Raw genomic sequence first — 16,344 nt, 5'->3', positions numbered from 1 at the left:
TCACCAACTCAATCCATGTTTTATGGGGCGCTCACCAGGGCTCGAATCTATCGCCATGTCCGCCCACTCGGTGCTGCTGTGATGGTAGTCCCGAGCAATGGTTTCCAGCTTGCCACTACCCTTCCGGCCTGAACTGACCAAATGAGGCGTAACCACCATAATCAGCTCACGGTCTTCCCGTGATACGCGGTCGGACCGGAACAGCGCTCCGAGTATTGGCAGATTGCCTAGCCCCGGGATGCGGTCGCTGTTGTTAAAGGTGTTGCGAGTAACCAGACCACTGATGATGAACGTTTCGCCAGAGCCCATGGCAACCGTGGTTTCAGTCCGGCGAACCCGTAAACCGGGAATGGTAATACCATTGGCCGTTACACCGGCTGTCTCATCCAGATCACTGACCTCAGGGGCAACCTTCAAAATGATCTGCCCCTGATCCACTACGGTTGGCGTCAGGCTGAGGCTGACACCGAATTGTTTGAATTCCACCTGGACACCGTCGTCATCACTGCGCACAGGTATCGGAAACTCACCTCCTGAAAGAAAGGTAGCGTTTTGCCCGCTCAACGTGACCAGTGAAGGCTCCGCCAGGGTGTAGGCGAAGCCCCCGGATTCCAGGGCATTAATAATACTGAGTGAATTTTCTCCAAATCGGAAAAAACTGAAGCCACTTGATGTAATAGCCTGGCCTCTCCCAGGTATTGGAGCGACCGAACTTGTTCCTGCGAAAGAGGCTTCAAACTGCCCACCATTGAACAGCTTGGAATAGTACATCCCAAGTTCATTCAATTCGCTTCGGTTCACTTCGACAATGCGAATATCTGTCTGTACCTGGGTTCCAAAGGGCAGTTTTTCACCCAAAGTGGCCGACACAACAACCAAAGAGCGCAACGGCTGCGAGCGGCCTTTAAGCCAAACTGACAAAGTTGCTGAACCTTGGGACTTGGCGGTCAGCAACAACTCGCTGCCACCGGAAATCGAGACGCCGGCAACGTCAGGATCTGAGATTGCCACCTTTACCAGTGTGCCCGGAAAGGTCATTACTCTTTGCTCTCCATCGCCTAGCTTTACCGGAGCTCCGTCCACCGTCTCACTACCAGAGGTCGACGCGGAGAAGACCGCTGCCAGACTCCCCATCAGCAGTGCGGCTATCCAAATGGCAACCGGCTTAGCGTACATAAACACTCCTCGATTCGGTTCCTTCGAAGACCCTGACTCTGGTAGAAGGTGGTCTCACAGATCGCCTAACAGGCTTGGCTTTGGGGGCAGATGGAAACAGATCGTCCAGGTAAACCGCTTTGACTATCTGTTTTTCCTCTCCTGGCTTGGCCGTTTCGACCTGTTTCGGAGAAACCGCCACCAACCGAAGACTGCCCTCACTGGCAGCGAGCAATAACCGTGATACCTGCGCTTCAGGAACCGACAACACAACGGTATTATTGCGGCGGGAGTCGTTATCTTCCCCGGCTTCGCCATTGTAGGGAACGCCTTTGACGGCCAGCACCAAAACACTGTCCAAGAGCTTCAGGGCCGCGGGTTTGTCTTTATCAGACCGCCGGAAAGACGCGGTCACGTCCACCCGGTCACCAGGCCGCAACAAGCCTCCCACGCCTGACACATCATCTACACCAATAGCCATTGCCTGATGATCATGCGGAACCAGGGTTTCCAGCACACTGTCGTTTCGCATGCTGGCTGCGGTGAGTGTCTGGCCGGCTGCCAGCGAAGTCTTGATGGCTTCGCCGAAGGGCGCCTGCTCAGCAGGAATAGCATCCGGCACGAGGTCAGCAGCAGAAACCGAAACGAATCCTTCTTTTTCCATTACATCACCAGGAGATAAAGCCCGCTTGGCGACCAGGTAACGGAACTCCGGCTTGCTTGTCGACTGGTCCGGCACGGCAACCTGAGATTGCGATGGAAATGTCGGCCGCTGTTCGACAAAAAACAGGCCAAAAATGGCCAACCCTAGCGCCGCCAGCGCTAATGCTGTAGCTGGCAGCGCGTATATCAGTCGCTTGTTCATTGTTGCGCCTCAGTCTTCTAAATCTAGAAGGCCATCGTTGCTTCCGCACGCATCGTCTCTGGCATGGGGGGGAACTTCCCCAAGAAACCAAACGTTAGCTGGGGAACCATCGGCGCCTCCAGATTGTTGCGGGAGACGGCACAGCTCAGATAGCTGATGTCAACCGTTTCCACCACACCGCACTGGATAGATTCCGTTCCCGCCGTCAGTCTCTCGTCTTGCGAATCCCATACCCGCTGCAGAGTTGCGTTTGCGGTGTTTACGATCTGGTCGGAGAGACCGTCGGAAGAGAAGTGGGCCCGGTCCAAACGCAATGCTGACGAGGCGGCGACATCCACAACGCCCTGCATTTCATACTTGCCGAAAAACAAGATGCCGTATGCCGTTGCCCCGTAAAGCATGGCAACAACCATGGGAAACAGGATCAGAAATTCCAGAGCCACTGCACCACGACTGCGCCTCATAATTCTCCCCTTGCTCAAACAGCCGGGACCGCTTTAATTGCCGGCAGTCGCCGCGTCGGTAAACAAGCCAGAGAAGGCGTTAGACACTTGCGTCTTGATGGTGTCGTTGGTCATCGCAATGGTGAGGATCCCAACCAGCACAGCTGCAAGCACAATGTACTCGAGTGCGGAAGCCCCGTTCTGTCGGGACCCCATGGTCAATGTCCTGGTTTGCAGATTGACGGCCAGACGAATTGAGATGCTTTTTATTTTTTTCATAATCATGACTGAATCCTTCGAATGTGGATTACACGTTTTAAGGTAGAGCAAATGTGACTTTGATGACGACAGTATTTTTTTTATTTTATGTTTCGAATAGTTACCGTCATGCGTGGGTCGGAATGAATGCAAAAGGATGTAGCAACCCAGCCCACCCGGCGACATCGTTATTTCAGGTACGGCGTTACCTGTCCAACCCCTTTTAATATATGACCCGAATTGACATGCGCACCGGTTATGCCGGCCAATGCAGAATTACAAGAATTAATCGCCCAAGAGTCTGATTTTTGTGACTATTGCCTTCCTTCGGAGGCAAATGGGATACTGAAGCCATCATCAAGTCCAGGTCCGAAACCTATGACCACTCCCCATCAAGCCATCGCACGAATTGTCGATGTGGTTCAACCGTCCACGCTGCTGGTTTGTGGCGCGCTGGCAGAGGAAGCGGGCAAGAACTGGAAGTTACACAACGACGCGTGCCACCTAATAACATTAACCGAAACGGCGGTCGGCGATGCCTTCCCGCTACCAGAAACCCAGGATTTGGCACTGATTACCGGCGTACTTGAACATCTTTCGAGGGACCAGGGTGAGCTTTTTCTCGGGCAACTCAGAAATTACGGCACGCACCAGATTGCCGTGGTTGTAGAACCGGCGAAAGGTTGGAATCTCACAGACTTTATTGCGCTCGGGTTTCGCCGCCAAGCCGAGTTAAGCTGTGATGGCAAATCGTCTATCCTATATACCTACAACCTCGACACCTACAACCACAAACGCGCCTGGAACAATCCCGACAACTGGGCCAACCCGGAGATGTGGGGCAAGGCCTGGTGGTGAACCGGCAACGATTCATCTGCCCGCATTGCCAGCTGCACACCAACATTTGCGTGTGCGACCAGTGCCAGGCGGTGGCCAATCGCATCCCGATCACGGTAATACAACACCCGTCGGAGGTGGGGCGCAGCAAGGGCACCCTCAGAATTCTTGAACGCTGCCTGGACCAGGTGCAGGTTGTGGTGGGCGAATCCCCCAAGCAACTGCAGCGGGCCGGATTAAGTCTTGCAGACTTGAATGGGAACAGTGCCGTGCTGTTTCCCGGCCCCACCAGCCAACTTCTTGAGGAAGCCGACACCAGCGCCATCAGCCATTGGCTGCTGCTGGACGGCACCTGGCGCAAGGCTGCGAAGATCCTGCACCTGAATCCACAGCTTGCCACCCTGCCCCGATTTCACTTCGCCCATCCACCGGCTTCCCAATACGTGATCCGCAAGGCACCCGCCGAGCACCATCTATCGACCGCAGAGGCGGCCGCCTACCTGCTGAAAACCCTGGAGCCCGGCCTGGACGTTCAGCCGATCGACACCGCCATGGCCGCATTGGTGGACAAACAACTGGCCCAGATTCCACCGGAACTGAGGAATCACTACCAGAAACCTGGCGACCCCTGACCAACAGTTCGCTCACCAACGTAGCCCCCCTTCAAAGCCATTGAGCACCTTTACGGGCTGAGCGAAAAAGAGGTAACACCGATAAGCCTGCAATGGTTGGCAACCGACTTCGGCTTGGGCGATCATGGTGGCTGCATTCTCTCTGCCAAAAGGACACGCCGTAATGGCCCTGTTTAATGAGAAAAACGCGGAAAAACAGCTGAATGCCGAATCCGGCAAGGTGCATCGCACCGATCTGGAAGCTCTGCTGGAGCGCCAGCGTGCGATAGAAGAGAAAGTGAAAGGCAGTGGCAAACTCAACCGCTTCAGCGCCGACATCAAGCTCATGTTCGCGATGATCCGCGACTACTGGTACGGCAACTACCGCAGCGTGCCCTGGAAAACCATCGCGGCAATTGCCGGCGCGCTGCTGTATGTTCTCAACCCTCTGGATGTGATTCCCGACCTGATACTCGGCTTCGGATTTATTGACGATGCTGGCGTGGTCGCCCTGTGCCTGAAACTGGTGGAGTCGGACCTACACCGCTACGCTGCATGGAGCGAAGAACGAGACGCGCAAAACAATTTTACACATTCGAATTGATTGAGACTTAAACCGAACGTACTCTCTCAATCGTTTCTTCTTTTGCCCCAGCCTTTGGAGACGACGTGGATTTTGCCACCCTGATTGGCCTTGTTGGCGCCATAGTGCTCATCGCTTCTGCCGTTATTCTCGGCGTCTCACCCGATGTTTTCGTCAACGCCCCCTCCCTGCTGATCGTGATCGGTGGCAGCTCCCTGGTGGTGCTGGCCAAGTTCAGTTTCGGCCAGTTTATTGGCGCCTTCGGCGCTGCCGCCCGGGCCTTCAAATTCAAACTTCCAGAAACTCAGGCCGCCATTGAAGAGTTGGTGGACGTTGCACAGATTGCCCGTAAGGAAGGAGTTTTGGGATTGGAGGGTCGCGACGTCGAGTCCCCTTTCTTGGCGCAGGGAATCCAAATGCTGGTGGATGGCCAGGACGGCGATACCATCGAACAGCTGTTGAACAAAGAGCGGCTAATGACGCTGGACCACAACCGGTCCGGCGCCAAAGTGTTCACCGCGCTGGCCGATGTCGGGCCGGCCATGGGTATGATCGGCACACTGATTGGCCTGGTCCAGATGCTGTCGAACATGGAAGACCCGAAATCCATCGGCCCCGCCATGGCGGTCGCCCTGCTGACCACCCTGTACGGTGCCATGCTCGCCACCATGGTGGCCTCGCCCATCGCCGACAAGCTGTCCTTGCGGATGACCGAAGAGGCGCGCATGCAGTCCCTGTACATCGACGCCCTGAAGGCGATCCAGGCAGGCACTAACCCACGGATCATCGAACAACTGCTGTCCAGTTACCTGCCTCCGAAAGAGCGCAACAAGGCGCCCGAACCGGAGCCTGCGAGCGGATAAGCCATGGACGAGTTACCGGAAGAGGAAAAACCGGGGATCCCGGCCTGGGTTGTCACCTTTGCTGACCTGATGTCGCTGTTGATGTGCTTCTTCGTGTTGCTGCTGTCGTTCTCTGAGATCGACGCCATGAAGTTCAAGCAGATTGCCGGTGAGCTGTCGAAGGCGTTCGGGGTTCAGCGCGAAGTGCCGACCTTGGACATTCCCATGGGCACCAGCCCGATTTTTGACAAGTTCTCACCGGCGCCGCCCGAGCCCACCGTGGTAAACGAGATTCGGCAGACCACGTCCGACCGAAAACCGGAGCTTCAGACCCTCAAAAGCCCAACCGAACAAGCCATTGAGGCCGCCACCCAGGACCAACTTGACCAGAGCACCCAGGACATAACAAAGGTGCTGGAAGAGGCCATCGAAGATGGGCGCATCAATGTGGCTCAGGATGAGGATCAGCGCAGGATCGTGATCCGTATTGAGGAAAAAGGCTCCTTCCCCTCCGGCTCTGCCGATCTGACTTACGATTTCGAAACCTTGCTGCTCGACATGGCGGATGTGCTCGCGGATATTCCGGGCAGACTGACGGTGGAGGGACACACCGACGACATTCCCATTCGCACATCCCGGTTCTACAGCAACTGGGACCTCTCTGCAGCACGAGCCGCCGCTGTGGCCAATGCCCTGCTGGCGGTGGAAGAGGTTGAACCGACCCGGCTGGCTGTGAAGGGGCTGGCCGACACCAAGCCCCGGGTCAGCAACAACACCGCAGAAAGTCGCGCCAAGAATCGCCGGGTGGAAATCATCGTTGACCTGTCAGGCCCGCTGCAGGAGCAGGAAGTCGAACTGCGGGAACTGGTGGAATCAGGTGCTCTTGATCAAGAAGCAGTTATCGATTTTGAAGCAGATCCCACGCCCGAAATCCTTCTTGAAGACGACAACCCAAACAACAATCTTACCTGGTAATCGACCACCCCAGCGGATGCCCATTTCAGTGCAAAGTCGAGATGGGCGCACTTTTTTAGTGCGATAATCCCGCCAAAGACGTCACCTTACGTGTACTTACCCCTGACAACTGACTAACGGCACTGCTTTTGCCTTATTTTGGAACGCCTCTTGCTTCTGTGCACCCGACCAATGCACAACAAGCCCGACTGAGGCCAACAAAACAATTCAGGAGCAATAACCCGTGGACATCACGAGTGCAGTACACACCCTGACTGAAAGCGCCAACACGCTGTTCATCCTTATCGGTGCCATTATGGTACTGGCCATGCATGCCGGCTTTGCCTTCCTGGAAGTAGGCACCGTGCGCCACAAGAACCAGGTCAACGCCCTGGTCAAGATCATGACCGATTTCGGCGTCTCCGCTGTGGCCTATTTCTTCGTGGGTTACTACGTCGCTTACGGCAGCCACTTCATGTCCGGCGCGGCAGAACTGACCGCCAGCAACGGCTACGAACTGGTCAAGTTCTTCTTCCTGATGACCTTCGCGGCAGCCATTCCTGCCATCGTCTCCGGCGGTATCGCTGAGCGCGCCAAGTTCTATCCGATGCTGATTGCCTCTGCACTCATCGTAGCCCTGGTGTACCCGTTCTTTGAGGGCATGATCTGGAATGGCAACTACGGCTTCCAGGCCTGGCTTGAGAACCAGTTTGGTGCATCCTTCCACGACTTCGCCGGCTCCGTTGTGGTGCATGCTGTAGGCGGCTGGATTGCCCTGGCCGCGGTTCTGCTGCTGGGTGCCCGTAACGGTCGCTACCGCAACGGCCGCGTGGTCGCCTTTGCCCCGTCCAACATTCCGTTCCTGGCGCTGGGCGCCTGGATCCTGACTGTAGGCTGGTTTGGATTCAACGTGATGTCGGCGCAGACGCTGGATGGCATCAGCGGCCTGGTGGCGGTCAACAGCCTGATGGCCATGGTCGGCGGCATCCTGGTGGCCATGCTAATAGGCCGCAAGGACCCGGGTTTCATCCACAACGGTCCTCTGGCTGGCCTGGTAGCTGTCTGTGCCGGCTCTGACCTGATGCACCCGGTGGGTGCACTAATCACCGGCGGTGTTGCCGGCGCCATTTTCGTTTACCTGTTCGAATGGGCCCAGGCCAGAATTGAGCGCCTGGACGATGTGCTGGGTGTCTGGCCTTTGCATGGTGTTTGCGGTGTATGGGGTGCAATCGCCTGCGGCATCTTCGGCCAGGAAGCGCTCGGTGGTCTGGGCGGAGTCAGCCTGATGTCCCAGATCATCGGTTCCGTAGCCGGTGTCCTGGTGGCCTTCGTGGGCGGCCTGATCGTGTACGGCGTCATCAACACCATCTCGGGCCTGCGCCTGACCGACGAAGAAGAGTTCAACGGTGCGGACGTCAGCATTCACCGTATTGGTGCAACCGCTATCGAATAATGCGGAATGGCACCACTTTAAAACAGGCGGCCACTTGGCCGCCTGTTTTCGTTCTAAGCCTAAATTGACAGAATGACCATCCTCTCCTTTGCTGTAAGACAGGTCACGAGATCAACAACCTAGTCGCTGGCCCGCCTTTTGCTGCCCCTTACCGTATTGAGTGCCGACTCCACCGGCACCCTCGCAGGAGACGAACGGAATCATGCTGATTGAGACACCGGACGCAGGTCTGTTTGATGAACTGTTCGATGCGGACAACCGGGTACGGCCCCATTGCCGAATGCTGGAAAACTGGCTACTTGAATCGGATGAAAATCTGATTGCCGAAAAACGCCGGGAAGCCGATGTGCTGTTCCAGCGCCTGGGTATTACCTTCAATGTCTACGGTGAGGACCAGGGCGCTGACCGACTGATCCCGTTTGACCTGATTCCCCGGGTTATTTCCGCCAGCGACTGGCACAAACTCCAGGCCGGCCTGCGCCAGCGAGTAACAGCACTGAACCGCTTTCTGCACGACATCTACCACAACTACGAAATCGTTAAAGCTGGCGTGATCAGTGCCGAGCAGGTGTTTGCCAACAGCCAATACCAGCCCGGCATGCAAAACCTGAAACTGCCGCGAAACCTGTATTCCCACATCGCCGGCATCGACCTGATTCGCAACAACGATGGCGATTTTTACGTGCTGGAGGACAATCTCCGGTGCCCCAGTGGGGTCTCGTACATGCTGGAGAATCGCCGGATGATGATGCGGCTATTCCCAGAGCTGTTTGCCCACTCTCCGGTGGCTCCGGTGGAGCACTACCCCAATCTCCTGGGGGAAACCCTGCGCGCGGCATCGTTACAAGCCAATCCGACAGTGGTGGTTCTCACCCCGGGCCGGTTTAACAGTGCCTATTTCGAGCATGCCTTCCTGGCGCGACAGATGGGCGTGGAGCTGGTCGAAGGCGCCGACCTGTTCGTGCACCAGAACAAGGTTTACATGAAAACCACCATCGGCCCGCAACAGGTGGATGTCATTTACCGCCGGGTCGACGACGACTTCCTCGATCCGCTGGCCGGCAACCCCAGTTCAATGCTGGGCGTGCCCGGGCTTTATGCCGCCTACCGAACCGGTAACGTGGTCCTGGCCAACGCCATGGGCACAGGGATTGCGGATGACAAGTCGATCTACCCGTATGTGCCCGACATGATCCGCTTCTACCTCGGTGAAGAGCCCATTCTGAAGAATGTGCCAACCTGGCAGTGCCGCAAGAAAAAAGACCTGCACTACGTGCTGGACCACCTGCCGGAACTGGTCGTCAAGGAAACCCAGGGCGCCGGCGGCTATGGCATGCTGATTGGCCCCAAGGCCAGCAAGAAAGAGCTGGAAACCTTCCGCGGCCTGCTCAAGGCGCACCCCGAGGATTACATTGCCCAACCGACACTCAGCCTGTCGACCTGCCCCACCTTTGTGGACGAGGGCGTGGCGCCCAGGCATCTCGATCTCCGGCCTTTTGTGCTTTCCGGCAAGAAGATTCAGATGGTACCCGGCGGGCTGACCCGCGTGGCCCTGAAAAAGGGCTCACTGGTGGTGAATTCATCCCAGGGCGGTGGTACCAAGGACACTTGGGTACTGGAGGATGACTTATGCTGAGCCGCGCAGCCTCCAGCCTGTTTTGGATGGCCCGTTACCTGGAACGGGCAGAGAGCCAGGCCAGACAACTGGACGTCAGTTTGAAGATGGCCCTGATCGACGTTCCGGAAGACCGCACCGAGCAACTTTCCGTGCCGCTACTGGTCTCTGGAACCTACGATGATTTCTTCCAACACCATGACGAGATCACCCCCCAGAATCTGATCGACTTCCTGTTGCTGGACGACCAGCACCCGGCCAGTGTCTTCAACTACATCCGTAACGCCCGGGATAATGCACTCCATGTTCGGGGCAACCTGTCGGCCGATGTCTGGGAAACCATTAACCGGGCCTGGCTGGACCTGAAAGTACTGCAAAAAGAGGGTGTCACCGAATCCAACGCCAGCTCCGTGTTCGACTGGATTCGCGAACGCTCGCACATGTTCCGGGGCGCCGCCTACGGCACCCTGTTGCGCAACGATGCCTTCCACTTCCTGCGCCTGGGCACGATCATAGAGCGGGCAGATACCACCGCGCGAGTACTGGATATTCGCCATGTCATGGCGATGAAGTCGATGGAGGAACAGGCCACCCAGTCCTTCTTCGAGTGGACCGCCCTGCTGAATTCCCTGGCGGCGTTTGAGGCCTACCAAAACACTTACGGGCACAGCCTGGATCCTACCAGTGTCCCGGAATTGCTGATTCTGTCCCATGAACTGCCGCGCTCCCTGCACAGCTGCCTGGAAGAGATTGCCGGCCTGCTCGATCGGGTTGAAAGTGGTTCTGCCCAGCGAGCCCGGCGCATGGCCTCAAGCCTCTATGCCAACATCCGTTTCGGTGATACCGACTACATCGAAGAGCGTGGCCTACATGACTACCTCGTGGATTTCCTGGCAAGGATTCAGCGCATTGCCGGTCAAATTCAGAAAGACTACATGGGGTGGCACCAATGAGACTGCATATTCGTCACGAGACGACCTACACCTACGAATCACCGGTGCGCAACAGTATCCAGTACATCCGGCTGACGCCCCGGAACACGCCCCAGCAGCGTATCTTCGAATGGCACCTGGACATCCCGGGCGAAACCAGCGACATGATCGATGGTTATGGCAACCCGGTCACGGTGATGACCCTGAAAAAGGCGTTTCCAAGTATCACCCTGGTCGCCGAGGGCATTGTCGACCTGACCGGAAAGCCGCTGACCCGGGACGACTCACCGTTTCCACCTGAGGTATTTTTGTGCGACACCCCGCTGACCGAAATGGACGATGACCTGAAGGCGTTCGCCGAACAGTACTCGCCCAACAAACGCAGCCTGGTTCGCCTGATGAAGCATCTGCGGGAGCACATTGCGTTCACCCCAGGCGTCACCAATGTGACCCATACGGCGGCTGAAGCCTTCAAACTCGGCGCTGGCGTCTGCCAGGATCACACCCACATCTTCATCGCCTGTTGCCGCCACATCGGCGTGCCGGCGCGCTATGTCAGTGGCTACATTCATTCGGTGAGTGATGACCACGTCGCCACCCATGCCTGGGCTGAGGTCTGGCTGGGCAGTAACTGGCAAACCTTCGATGTGGTTAACACCCTGAATGTGGCCGAAAGCCACCTGAAACTCGCGGTCGGTCTGGACTACCTGGATGTAGCGCCCGTTCGCGGCATGCGCAATGGCGGCGGAAACGAGCACATGGAGACCCGGGCGTGGGTGACCGAGGCGGCGCAAGCGCAGTAACAAAACTGCCAAAAAACGCACAATAAAGCGCTCACGTTACGGCTGAATTCGTTTTAGACTACGCGCATTATTGGAGCCTGGCAGGAGGGCTTTATGACTTATTGCGTAGCGATGCGACTGGCCGACGGGCTGGTGTTTGCATCGGATTCCCGGACCAATGCCGGATTCGACCAGATTTCGACCTTCCGTAAGATGCATGTGTTCGAGCAGCCGGGCGAACGAGAGCTGGTGTTGCTGTCCGCCGGCAATTTGGCCACCAGTCAGAGTGTCATCAGCCTGCTGGAACGCCGCGCCGGCACCGACACCACCAACGTGCTCAATACCGCCACAATGTTTGAAACCGCCGAAATCGTGGGCCAGACCATGCGCGAAGTGATCCGCCGGGACAACCCGGACGGCAAGCTAAGCCACGTGGATTTCAGTTGCTCGCTGATTCTCGGGGGACAGATCAAGGGCGAAGCACCGCGGCTGTTCAACGTCTATCCCGAAGGTAACTTCATTGAGGCCACCGAGGAAACACCCTACTTCCAGATTGGCGAATCCAAGTACGGCAAACCAATCCTCGACCGGATCGTGAACTACCGGACACCGCTGGATCGGGCCTATCAGTGCGCCCTGATCTCCTTTGATTCAACCATGAAGAGCAACCTGTCGGTGGGCATGCCCCTGGACGTTGCGATCTATCGCAAAGACGCCCTCAAACCCTGCCTGATGGCGCGGGTGGAAGACCAGTGTGAATATTTCCACGCGCTGCGACAGCAGTGGCACAGCGGCATCCAGGAGCTGTTCTCCAGTCTGGAACCCCCAACGACCAGCTGAACGGCCTACTCCGCCTCGTACCCGGTCAACTCCATGTAGCCTTCCCCCGAGTGACTACCGCTGACGCTGACCGGGCTTTCCCAGTACGGGTATTGTCCCTCATTACGGTATTCACCGGGCGGCGCGGCAATCTCCAAATCAACCCCATAACGGGGCACCTGCAGCCGCCAGTGGGTTGGTGTTGCCTCGGTCTCGGCTTCCGGGGTTAGCGTCAGGTCGTCGGAACTCAGCGCCACTGCTTCCCTCTCTTTGGTAATCCAGGTGCCGGAGACAAACGCACCGCCGTCCTCCCGTAACCGGAACGCCATCAGTTTGTCTCCGGAATCCAGGTGCAGGGCGAACCAGTCCCAACCCTGCTGCCCGGTTTTCAGCAGCTGACTGCTCCACTCCCGATCAAACCAGCCCTTGCCGCGGACCTTCTGGGTTTCGCCGTCGATGGTGACCTTACCCGCAATGGCAATATCCACCAGGCTGAAATACATGGAGCCCTCACCACTGGCCGACTTGGCGCTGAAGCCCCGGTCACCGTGCGCCACCGGCGGGCCGTTCAGCCGCAGGAATAAATCGTAGGACCAATTATCCGCCGACACCTGCAACCGCCAACGGCCGGACTCGCCCGTACTGGTAAGCCGCCAGTCATCGAGCCAGACCTCGAACGGTTGTGCCGTAGCACCGGCGTGACCAACGTCGGCCCGGGCCAGCCGCTCGGCAAAATGATGCTGACCACGCCAACTGAGTGCGCCATGAGCCATCCACGCCGCCTGCAATGGCCACTGGGCTGGCGCCGGCGGTGTCGCGTTCGCCGACCTCGGGGTCAGGGCCTGACGAAACTGCGTCCATTGCAGGCCCAGCGGCTCGCCCGCCTGGTTTTCGAGATTGGCAGTCAAGTACCACCATTCGATGCGGTGCTGGGGGTGGGGCCCGAAATCCTCTGGGAATTTGAGCCGGTCGCCCGGGCCCGGCTGCAGGAAAGGTACGTCGGTGCCTGCCTGTTGCGATTCGGCGAGTCCGGCAAAGCCGCTGTCCTCGGACTCCCCAGAGCAGCCGACAGCCAGAAAAAGCCACAAAAATGACGCCAATACTCGAAAAAAGAACGGAAAGTGAATCGAACGCACACAAAACGTCATCGATCACCTCCAGACAGACTGCCGGCGGATGCCGGAATGGTGGCTGGCTGCTGGAGCTGACGACGCATCAGCGCAGCGATGCTCAGGCCAATCAACAGGCTGAGCCCGATCAACTCTACCCAGAACTCCGGATACACTGCCATCGGCAATGACCAGCCAAAGGCCAAAGGGTTGATCCGGTGCACCAGCACCCAGGTCAGCCAGATACCCAACGGCAAAGCCAACACCGCAATGCCAATAGTCAGGCTGACGGCAAGGCGCACCATCTGGCCGGCCACCTCCCTGTCGCGCAAGCCCCACACCGCCAATAGCCGGTAGTACCAGACCCTGGTTGAGAAGAACACCCAGCCCATAATCAGCAACGCAGCGGCCGCCAGGATCAAAGTCAGCACGGTCATGGCGCGGGTCAGCAGGAATGTCTGGTCGAACACGGTATCCGCCAGCTCCCGAATCCGCTCATTGTTCCGCACCGTCACCGTCTCCACCTGCCATACCCGCTGCAGCCCCGACACCACGGTGGCCATGTCCAGATCGCCCGGGTTGATCGACAGACTCTCGAATCCGGGTTGGAACGCCGCCGGCAAAAGCCCGGCGTTAAGCAGCACCTCACCGGCCGGACGGCCATAGTCGGGATAGATGGCCAAAACGGGCAATGACAGGGTTTCATCGGCCACTGTCAGGTTGAGGGTTTCACCCACCGCCAACTCCTGCCGGCGCGCGAGTTGTTCATTGATCATGATGCCCTCGCCCCGGGCAAAGGCCTGCCAGGGTTGGTCTGCGGCTGCCTGCAGGCGCCACTGGGTCAGCAGCCGGCCGACCGGCGCCACCGCCAACAGATCGACGCGCTGTCCCGGCCCTGTCTCCGAGTGCGACGCGGCGTCTGCCATCATCAGCTCCGCCTCGCCCCGGACCACCCGCTGCCAATCGCCGCTGGCTGCCAGCACAGGTTGGGCCGCCAGCCAGTCGACGCCGGGGCCGCTATCCGCACCCGCAGGCACCTCAACAAAGAAGTCCGCCGCCAGTCGCTGGGACAGCCACTCATCAAAAGTGGCTTCAAACACCGTCACCAGCGCCTGCACCGCCAACACCATGGCCAGCGCAAACTGCAGTGCCACCAGTGGCAGCGCCAGGCGCCGGGCCAGAACGCCAAACTCGGCAAAGTGCCAGCGTTTGAGCGGGTCCGGCGCAGCCCGGGCGAGGCGTTGAGCCAGACCTGACATCAGGATTGGGGCCAGTAACCCGGCGCCGACAAACACCAGGGCAACGGCAATAAACACCGGCACCAGCGACGACGCCACCATGGCCAGCGCCAGCCCGAGCAGCAGCGCCGCCAGGGCCAGAGATTGTCGCTGCCCGGCCAGGAGCATTACCGGCGCCCGCGAAACCGGTCGGATCAGATCAATCAGGCAGACCACCATCACCACCGCCATCATGGTCAGAACCGACGAGAGCCAACTCGCCTCCTGACCCGCGTACAGCGGCGCATCGAACAGGTTGTCCAGGGCCTGACCGAATCCGCTGCCCAGAAGCCCGGCCAGCAAACGCCCTAACGCCACACCCGGTATCACACAGAGCCCGGCCAACAGGGCCATTTCCAGCACCAGCAAGCGATTAACCGACACCGGCGGCACGCCGAACCGGTGCAACAGAGCGAAACTGTCCCGGCGTTGGGCCAGCCCTAATTGATACACGCTGCGCAGCAGCAAGGCGGTGATCAACAGCACCAGCACGCCAAGGGCATCCAGATTCAGCAGGAAGCTCTCACCCAACTCCCCGGTATCGGGGCCAAGGCTGAAGCGGCTCAGGCGATAGCCCTCGGGCAAGGCAGCCTCGGTGACCTGCTCCGCCACCAGCAGCGTCAACTCGGCTGACCGATCGTCGGGGCCGGTAGTCAGGGCTGCGGCATCGCGAATATCCAGGAAGGGCTTGCCGTTCAGGGGCTGATTCCAGGCTTGCGCCGCTTCGCCGGCACCGGCAAAACAGCTGGCCGCTAACCCGTCCACGCCCACCACCCGGCCCTGAGCATCCGGTCGCTGCACCTCAAGCCAGGGCATGACGCAGACACCGGCTCGGCGCAGGGTCACGAAATCAGCTACCGCAACCGACTGCCCGTCCGAACGCACCACTTGCCGCCGCTCCGCTACCGCCTGCTCACTCTGACCGAAACTGGCCCTGGCCTGGTGGGTGAGATGACTGACCCCGGTCCACAACATGGTGGCAACCACAATCATGATTGCCAGGGCGAGCAGCTGCAGCGGGTGACGCCGGTAATGGCTGAACAGTGCGGCAAACAGGGTCATCACTGGGACCGGTCAGCAGGCGCTGGGCTGGTAGAAGACATGGAAGATGGCGAAGGCGCTGCAGAGCAAGAGAGGTGCGCCAGATCCAGGCGCTGGCCACAGCGGGCCGCGAGTTCAGCGTCGTGGGTGGCGAGAATCAGGGCGCAACCGTGTTCGGCCTGAAGCCGGAACAATTCATCGGCAACGTCATCGGCAGTGTGCCGGTCCAGGCTGCCAGTCGGCTCATCCGCCAGGATCAGCGCCGGTTGCATGGCAAACACCATCGCCAGGGCCGCACGCTGACGCTGACCACCCGAGACCTGATCGGGGAACCGATCCGCCAGGGCGCCGATGCCCAGGCGTTCGAGCCAGGCCAAGCAGCCCAAATCGTCCTGACCAGCCAGCCGGGCCCTTAGCCGAACGTTGTCGAGCAGTGACATGGCGGGCATCAAGTTGGCATCTTGAAATACCACACCGATGCGCTGGCGCCGGAGATCGGCCCAGCACCGGGACTGTGCGCGGCGATCATGAGCCTGGCTGCCGTCAAAGTGTTGCCCATCGATATCGATGACGCCCGCGTCCGGATGCTCAAGGCCACAGAGCAGATTCAACAGGGTGCTTTTACCGGATCCGGACCGGCCCATTAACGCCATGGACTCGCCCTGGTTCAGGGTTAAGGCCAGGTCCGCCAGCACCGGGATCTGCTCGCTGCCACTGCGGAAGCCTTTGGCCAGTCCGTGAACCCTTAGCAAAGCTTGTCCCATCGAA

Annotated in this window: 17 protein-coding genes; 10 read left to right on the top strand and 7 right to left on the bottom strand. The window is 58.7% G+C overall.

The genetic code is table 11. The features are described from left to right. From FCS96_RS08920 to FCS96_RS08905, 4 genes are read right to left on the bottom strand one after another with little or no spacing between them, the layout of a single operon-like run. The gene (locus FCS96_RS08920; protein ID WP_138440004.1) at positions 1-1,176 is read right to left on the bottom strand and encodes a type II and III secretion system protein family protein; all 1,176 of its coding nucleotides are present in this window, start codon (positions 1,174-1,176) and stop codon (positions 1-3) included. Continuing rightward, on the bottom strand, positions 1,166-2,020 hold the full coding sequence (gene cpaB / locus FCS96_RS08915) for a Flp pilus assembly protein CpaB (protein ID WP_138440003.1): 855 nt from the start codon (positions 2,018-2,020) through the stop codon (positions 1,166-1,168). The genes FCS96_RS08920 and cpaB overlap by 11 nt, the downstream gene beginning before the upstream one ends. Before the next feature lie 23 nt (positions 2,021-2,043). Further along, on the bottom strand, positions 2,044-2,484 hold the full coding sequence (locus FCS96_RS08910) for a TadE/TadG family type IV pilus assembly protein (RefSeq protein ID WP_138440002.1): 441 nt from the start codon (positions 2,482-2,484) through the stop codon (positions 2,044-2,046). 33 nt (positions 2,485-2,517) lie between these two features. After that, positions 2,518-2,748 (bottom strand): hypothetical protein, encoded by a 231-nt coding sequence (locus FCS96_RS08905; protein WP_138440001.1) that lies wholly within the window; start codon positions 2,746-2,748, stop codon positions 2,518-2,520. Positions 2,749-2,979: 231 nt separating this feature from the next. On the opposite strand from FCS96_RS08905, the gene FCS96_RS08900 reads away from it, so the two are divergent. The 10 genes from FCS96_RS08900 to FCS96_RS08855 all read left to right on the top strand — a co-directional run bounded on the left by FCS96_RS08900 (position 2,980) and on the right by FCS96_RS08855 (position 12,170). After that, positions 2,980-3,579: a DUF6231 family protein gene (locus tag FCS96_RS08900; RefSeq protein WP_228264060.1), complete on the top strand. Its 600-nt coding sequence runs from the start codon at positions 2,980-2,982 to the stop codon at positions 3,577-3,579. After that, positions 3,558-4,190 (top strand): tRNA-uridine aminocarboxypropyltransferase, encoded by a 633-nt coding sequence (locus FCS96_RS08895; RefSeq protein ID WP_228264059.1) that lies wholly within the window; start codon positions 3,558-3,560, stop codon positions 4,188-4,190. The genes FCS96_RS08900 and FCS96_RS08895 overlap by 22 nt, the downstream gene beginning before the upstream one ends. A 163-nt stretch (positions 4,191-4,353) precedes the next feature. Further along, on the top strand, positions 4,354-4,773 hold the full coding sequence (locus tag FCS96_RS08890; protein WP_138440000.1) for a YkvA family protein: 420 nt from the start codon (positions 4,354-4,356) through the stop codon (positions 4,771-4,773). A gap of 65 nt (positions 4,774-4,838) precedes the next feature. Next, positions 4,839-5,615 (top strand): MotA/TolQ/ExbB proton channel family protein, encoded by a 777-nt coding sequence (locus FCS96_RS08885; protein ID WP_138439999.1) that lies wholly within the window; start codon positions 4,839-4,841, stop codon positions 5,613-5,615. Positions 5,616-5,618: 3 nt separating this feature from the next. Next, on the top strand, positions 5,619-6,569 hold the full coding sequence (locus tag FCS96_RS08880; RefSeq protein ID WP_138439998.1) for a flagellar motor protein MotB: 951 nt from the start codon (positions 5,619-5,621) through the stop codon (positions 6,567-6,569). A 223-nt stretch (positions 6,570-6,792) separates the two neighbouring features. Further along, positions 6,793-8,001, top strand: a complete 1,209-nt coding sequence (locus FCS96_RS08875) for an ammonium transporter (RefSeq protein WP_138439997.1) — start codon at positions 6,793-6,795, stop codon at positions 7,999-8,001. 202 nt (positions 8,002-8,203) lie between these two features. After that, entirely contained in the window at positions 8,204-9,637 is a 1,434-nt protein-coding gene (locus FCS96_RS08870) for a circularly permuted type 2 ATP-grasp protein (protein WP_138439996.1), read from the top strand. Next, complete coding sequence (locus FCS96_RS08865; protein ID WP_138439995.1) at positions 9,631-10,569, top strand: alpha-E domain-containing protein; 939 nt, start codon at positions 9,631-9,633, stop codon at positions 10,567-10,569. The genes FCS96_RS08870 and FCS96_RS08865 overlap by 7 nt, the downstream gene beginning before the upstream one ends. Next, the gene (locus tag FCS96_RS08860) at positions 10,566-11,351 is read left to right on the top strand and encodes a transglutaminase family protein (protein ID WP_138439994.1); all 786 of its coding nucleotides are present in this window, start codon (positions 10,566-10,568) and stop codon (positions 11,349-11,351) included. The genes FCS96_RS08865 and FCS96_RS08860 overlap by 4 nt, the downstream gene beginning before the upstream one ends. 93 nt (positions 11,352-11,444) lie before the next feature. Next, entirely contained in the window at positions 11,445-12,170 is a 726-nt protein-coding gene (locus FCS96_RS08855) for a proteasome-type protease (RefSeq protein ID WP_138439993.1), read from the top strand. Positions 12,171-12,175: 5 nt separating this feature from the next. On the opposite strand, the gene FCS96_RS08850 is transcribed toward FCS96_RS08855, so the two are convergent. Genes FCS96_RS08850 through FCS96_RS08840 form a run of 3 tightly spaced genes read right to left on the bottom strand, consistent with a single transcriptional unit; the run spans position 12,176 to position 16,340 of the window. Then, on the bottom strand, positions 12,176-13,297 hold the full coding sequence (locus FCS96_RS08850; RefSeq protein ID WP_171040708.1) for a lipocalin-like domain-containing protein: 1,122 nt from the start codon (positions 13,295-13,297) through the stop codon (positions 12,176-12,178). After that, entirely contained in the window at positions 13,294-15,597 is a 2,304-nt protein-coding gene (locus FCS96_RS08845) for an ABC transporter permease (protein ID WP_138439992.1), read from the bottom strand. Before FCS96_RS08845 ends, FCS96_RS08850 begins: the two co-directional genes overlap by 4 nt. Next, the gene (locus FCS96_RS08840) at positions 15,597-16,340 is read right to left on the bottom strand and encodes an ABC transporter ATP-binding protein (RefSeq protein ID WP_138439991.1); all 744 of its coding nucleotides are present in this window, start codon (positions 16,338-16,340) and stop codon (positions 15,597-15,599) included. Before FCS96_RS08840 ends, FCS96_RS08845 begins: the two co-directional genes overlap by 1 nt. Between the last annotated feature and the right edge of the window lie 4 nt (positions 16,341-16,344).

This window comes from Marinobacter alexandrii (assembly GCF_005871205.1).
Classification (GTDB): domain Bacteria; phylum Pseudomonadota; class Gammaproteobacteria; order Pseudomonadales; family Oleiphilaceae; genus Marinobacter; species Marinobacter alexandrii.
The sequence above is the reverse complement of the archived record's forward strand: the minus strand, read 5'-3'. Positions and strand labels throughout refer to the sequence as shown.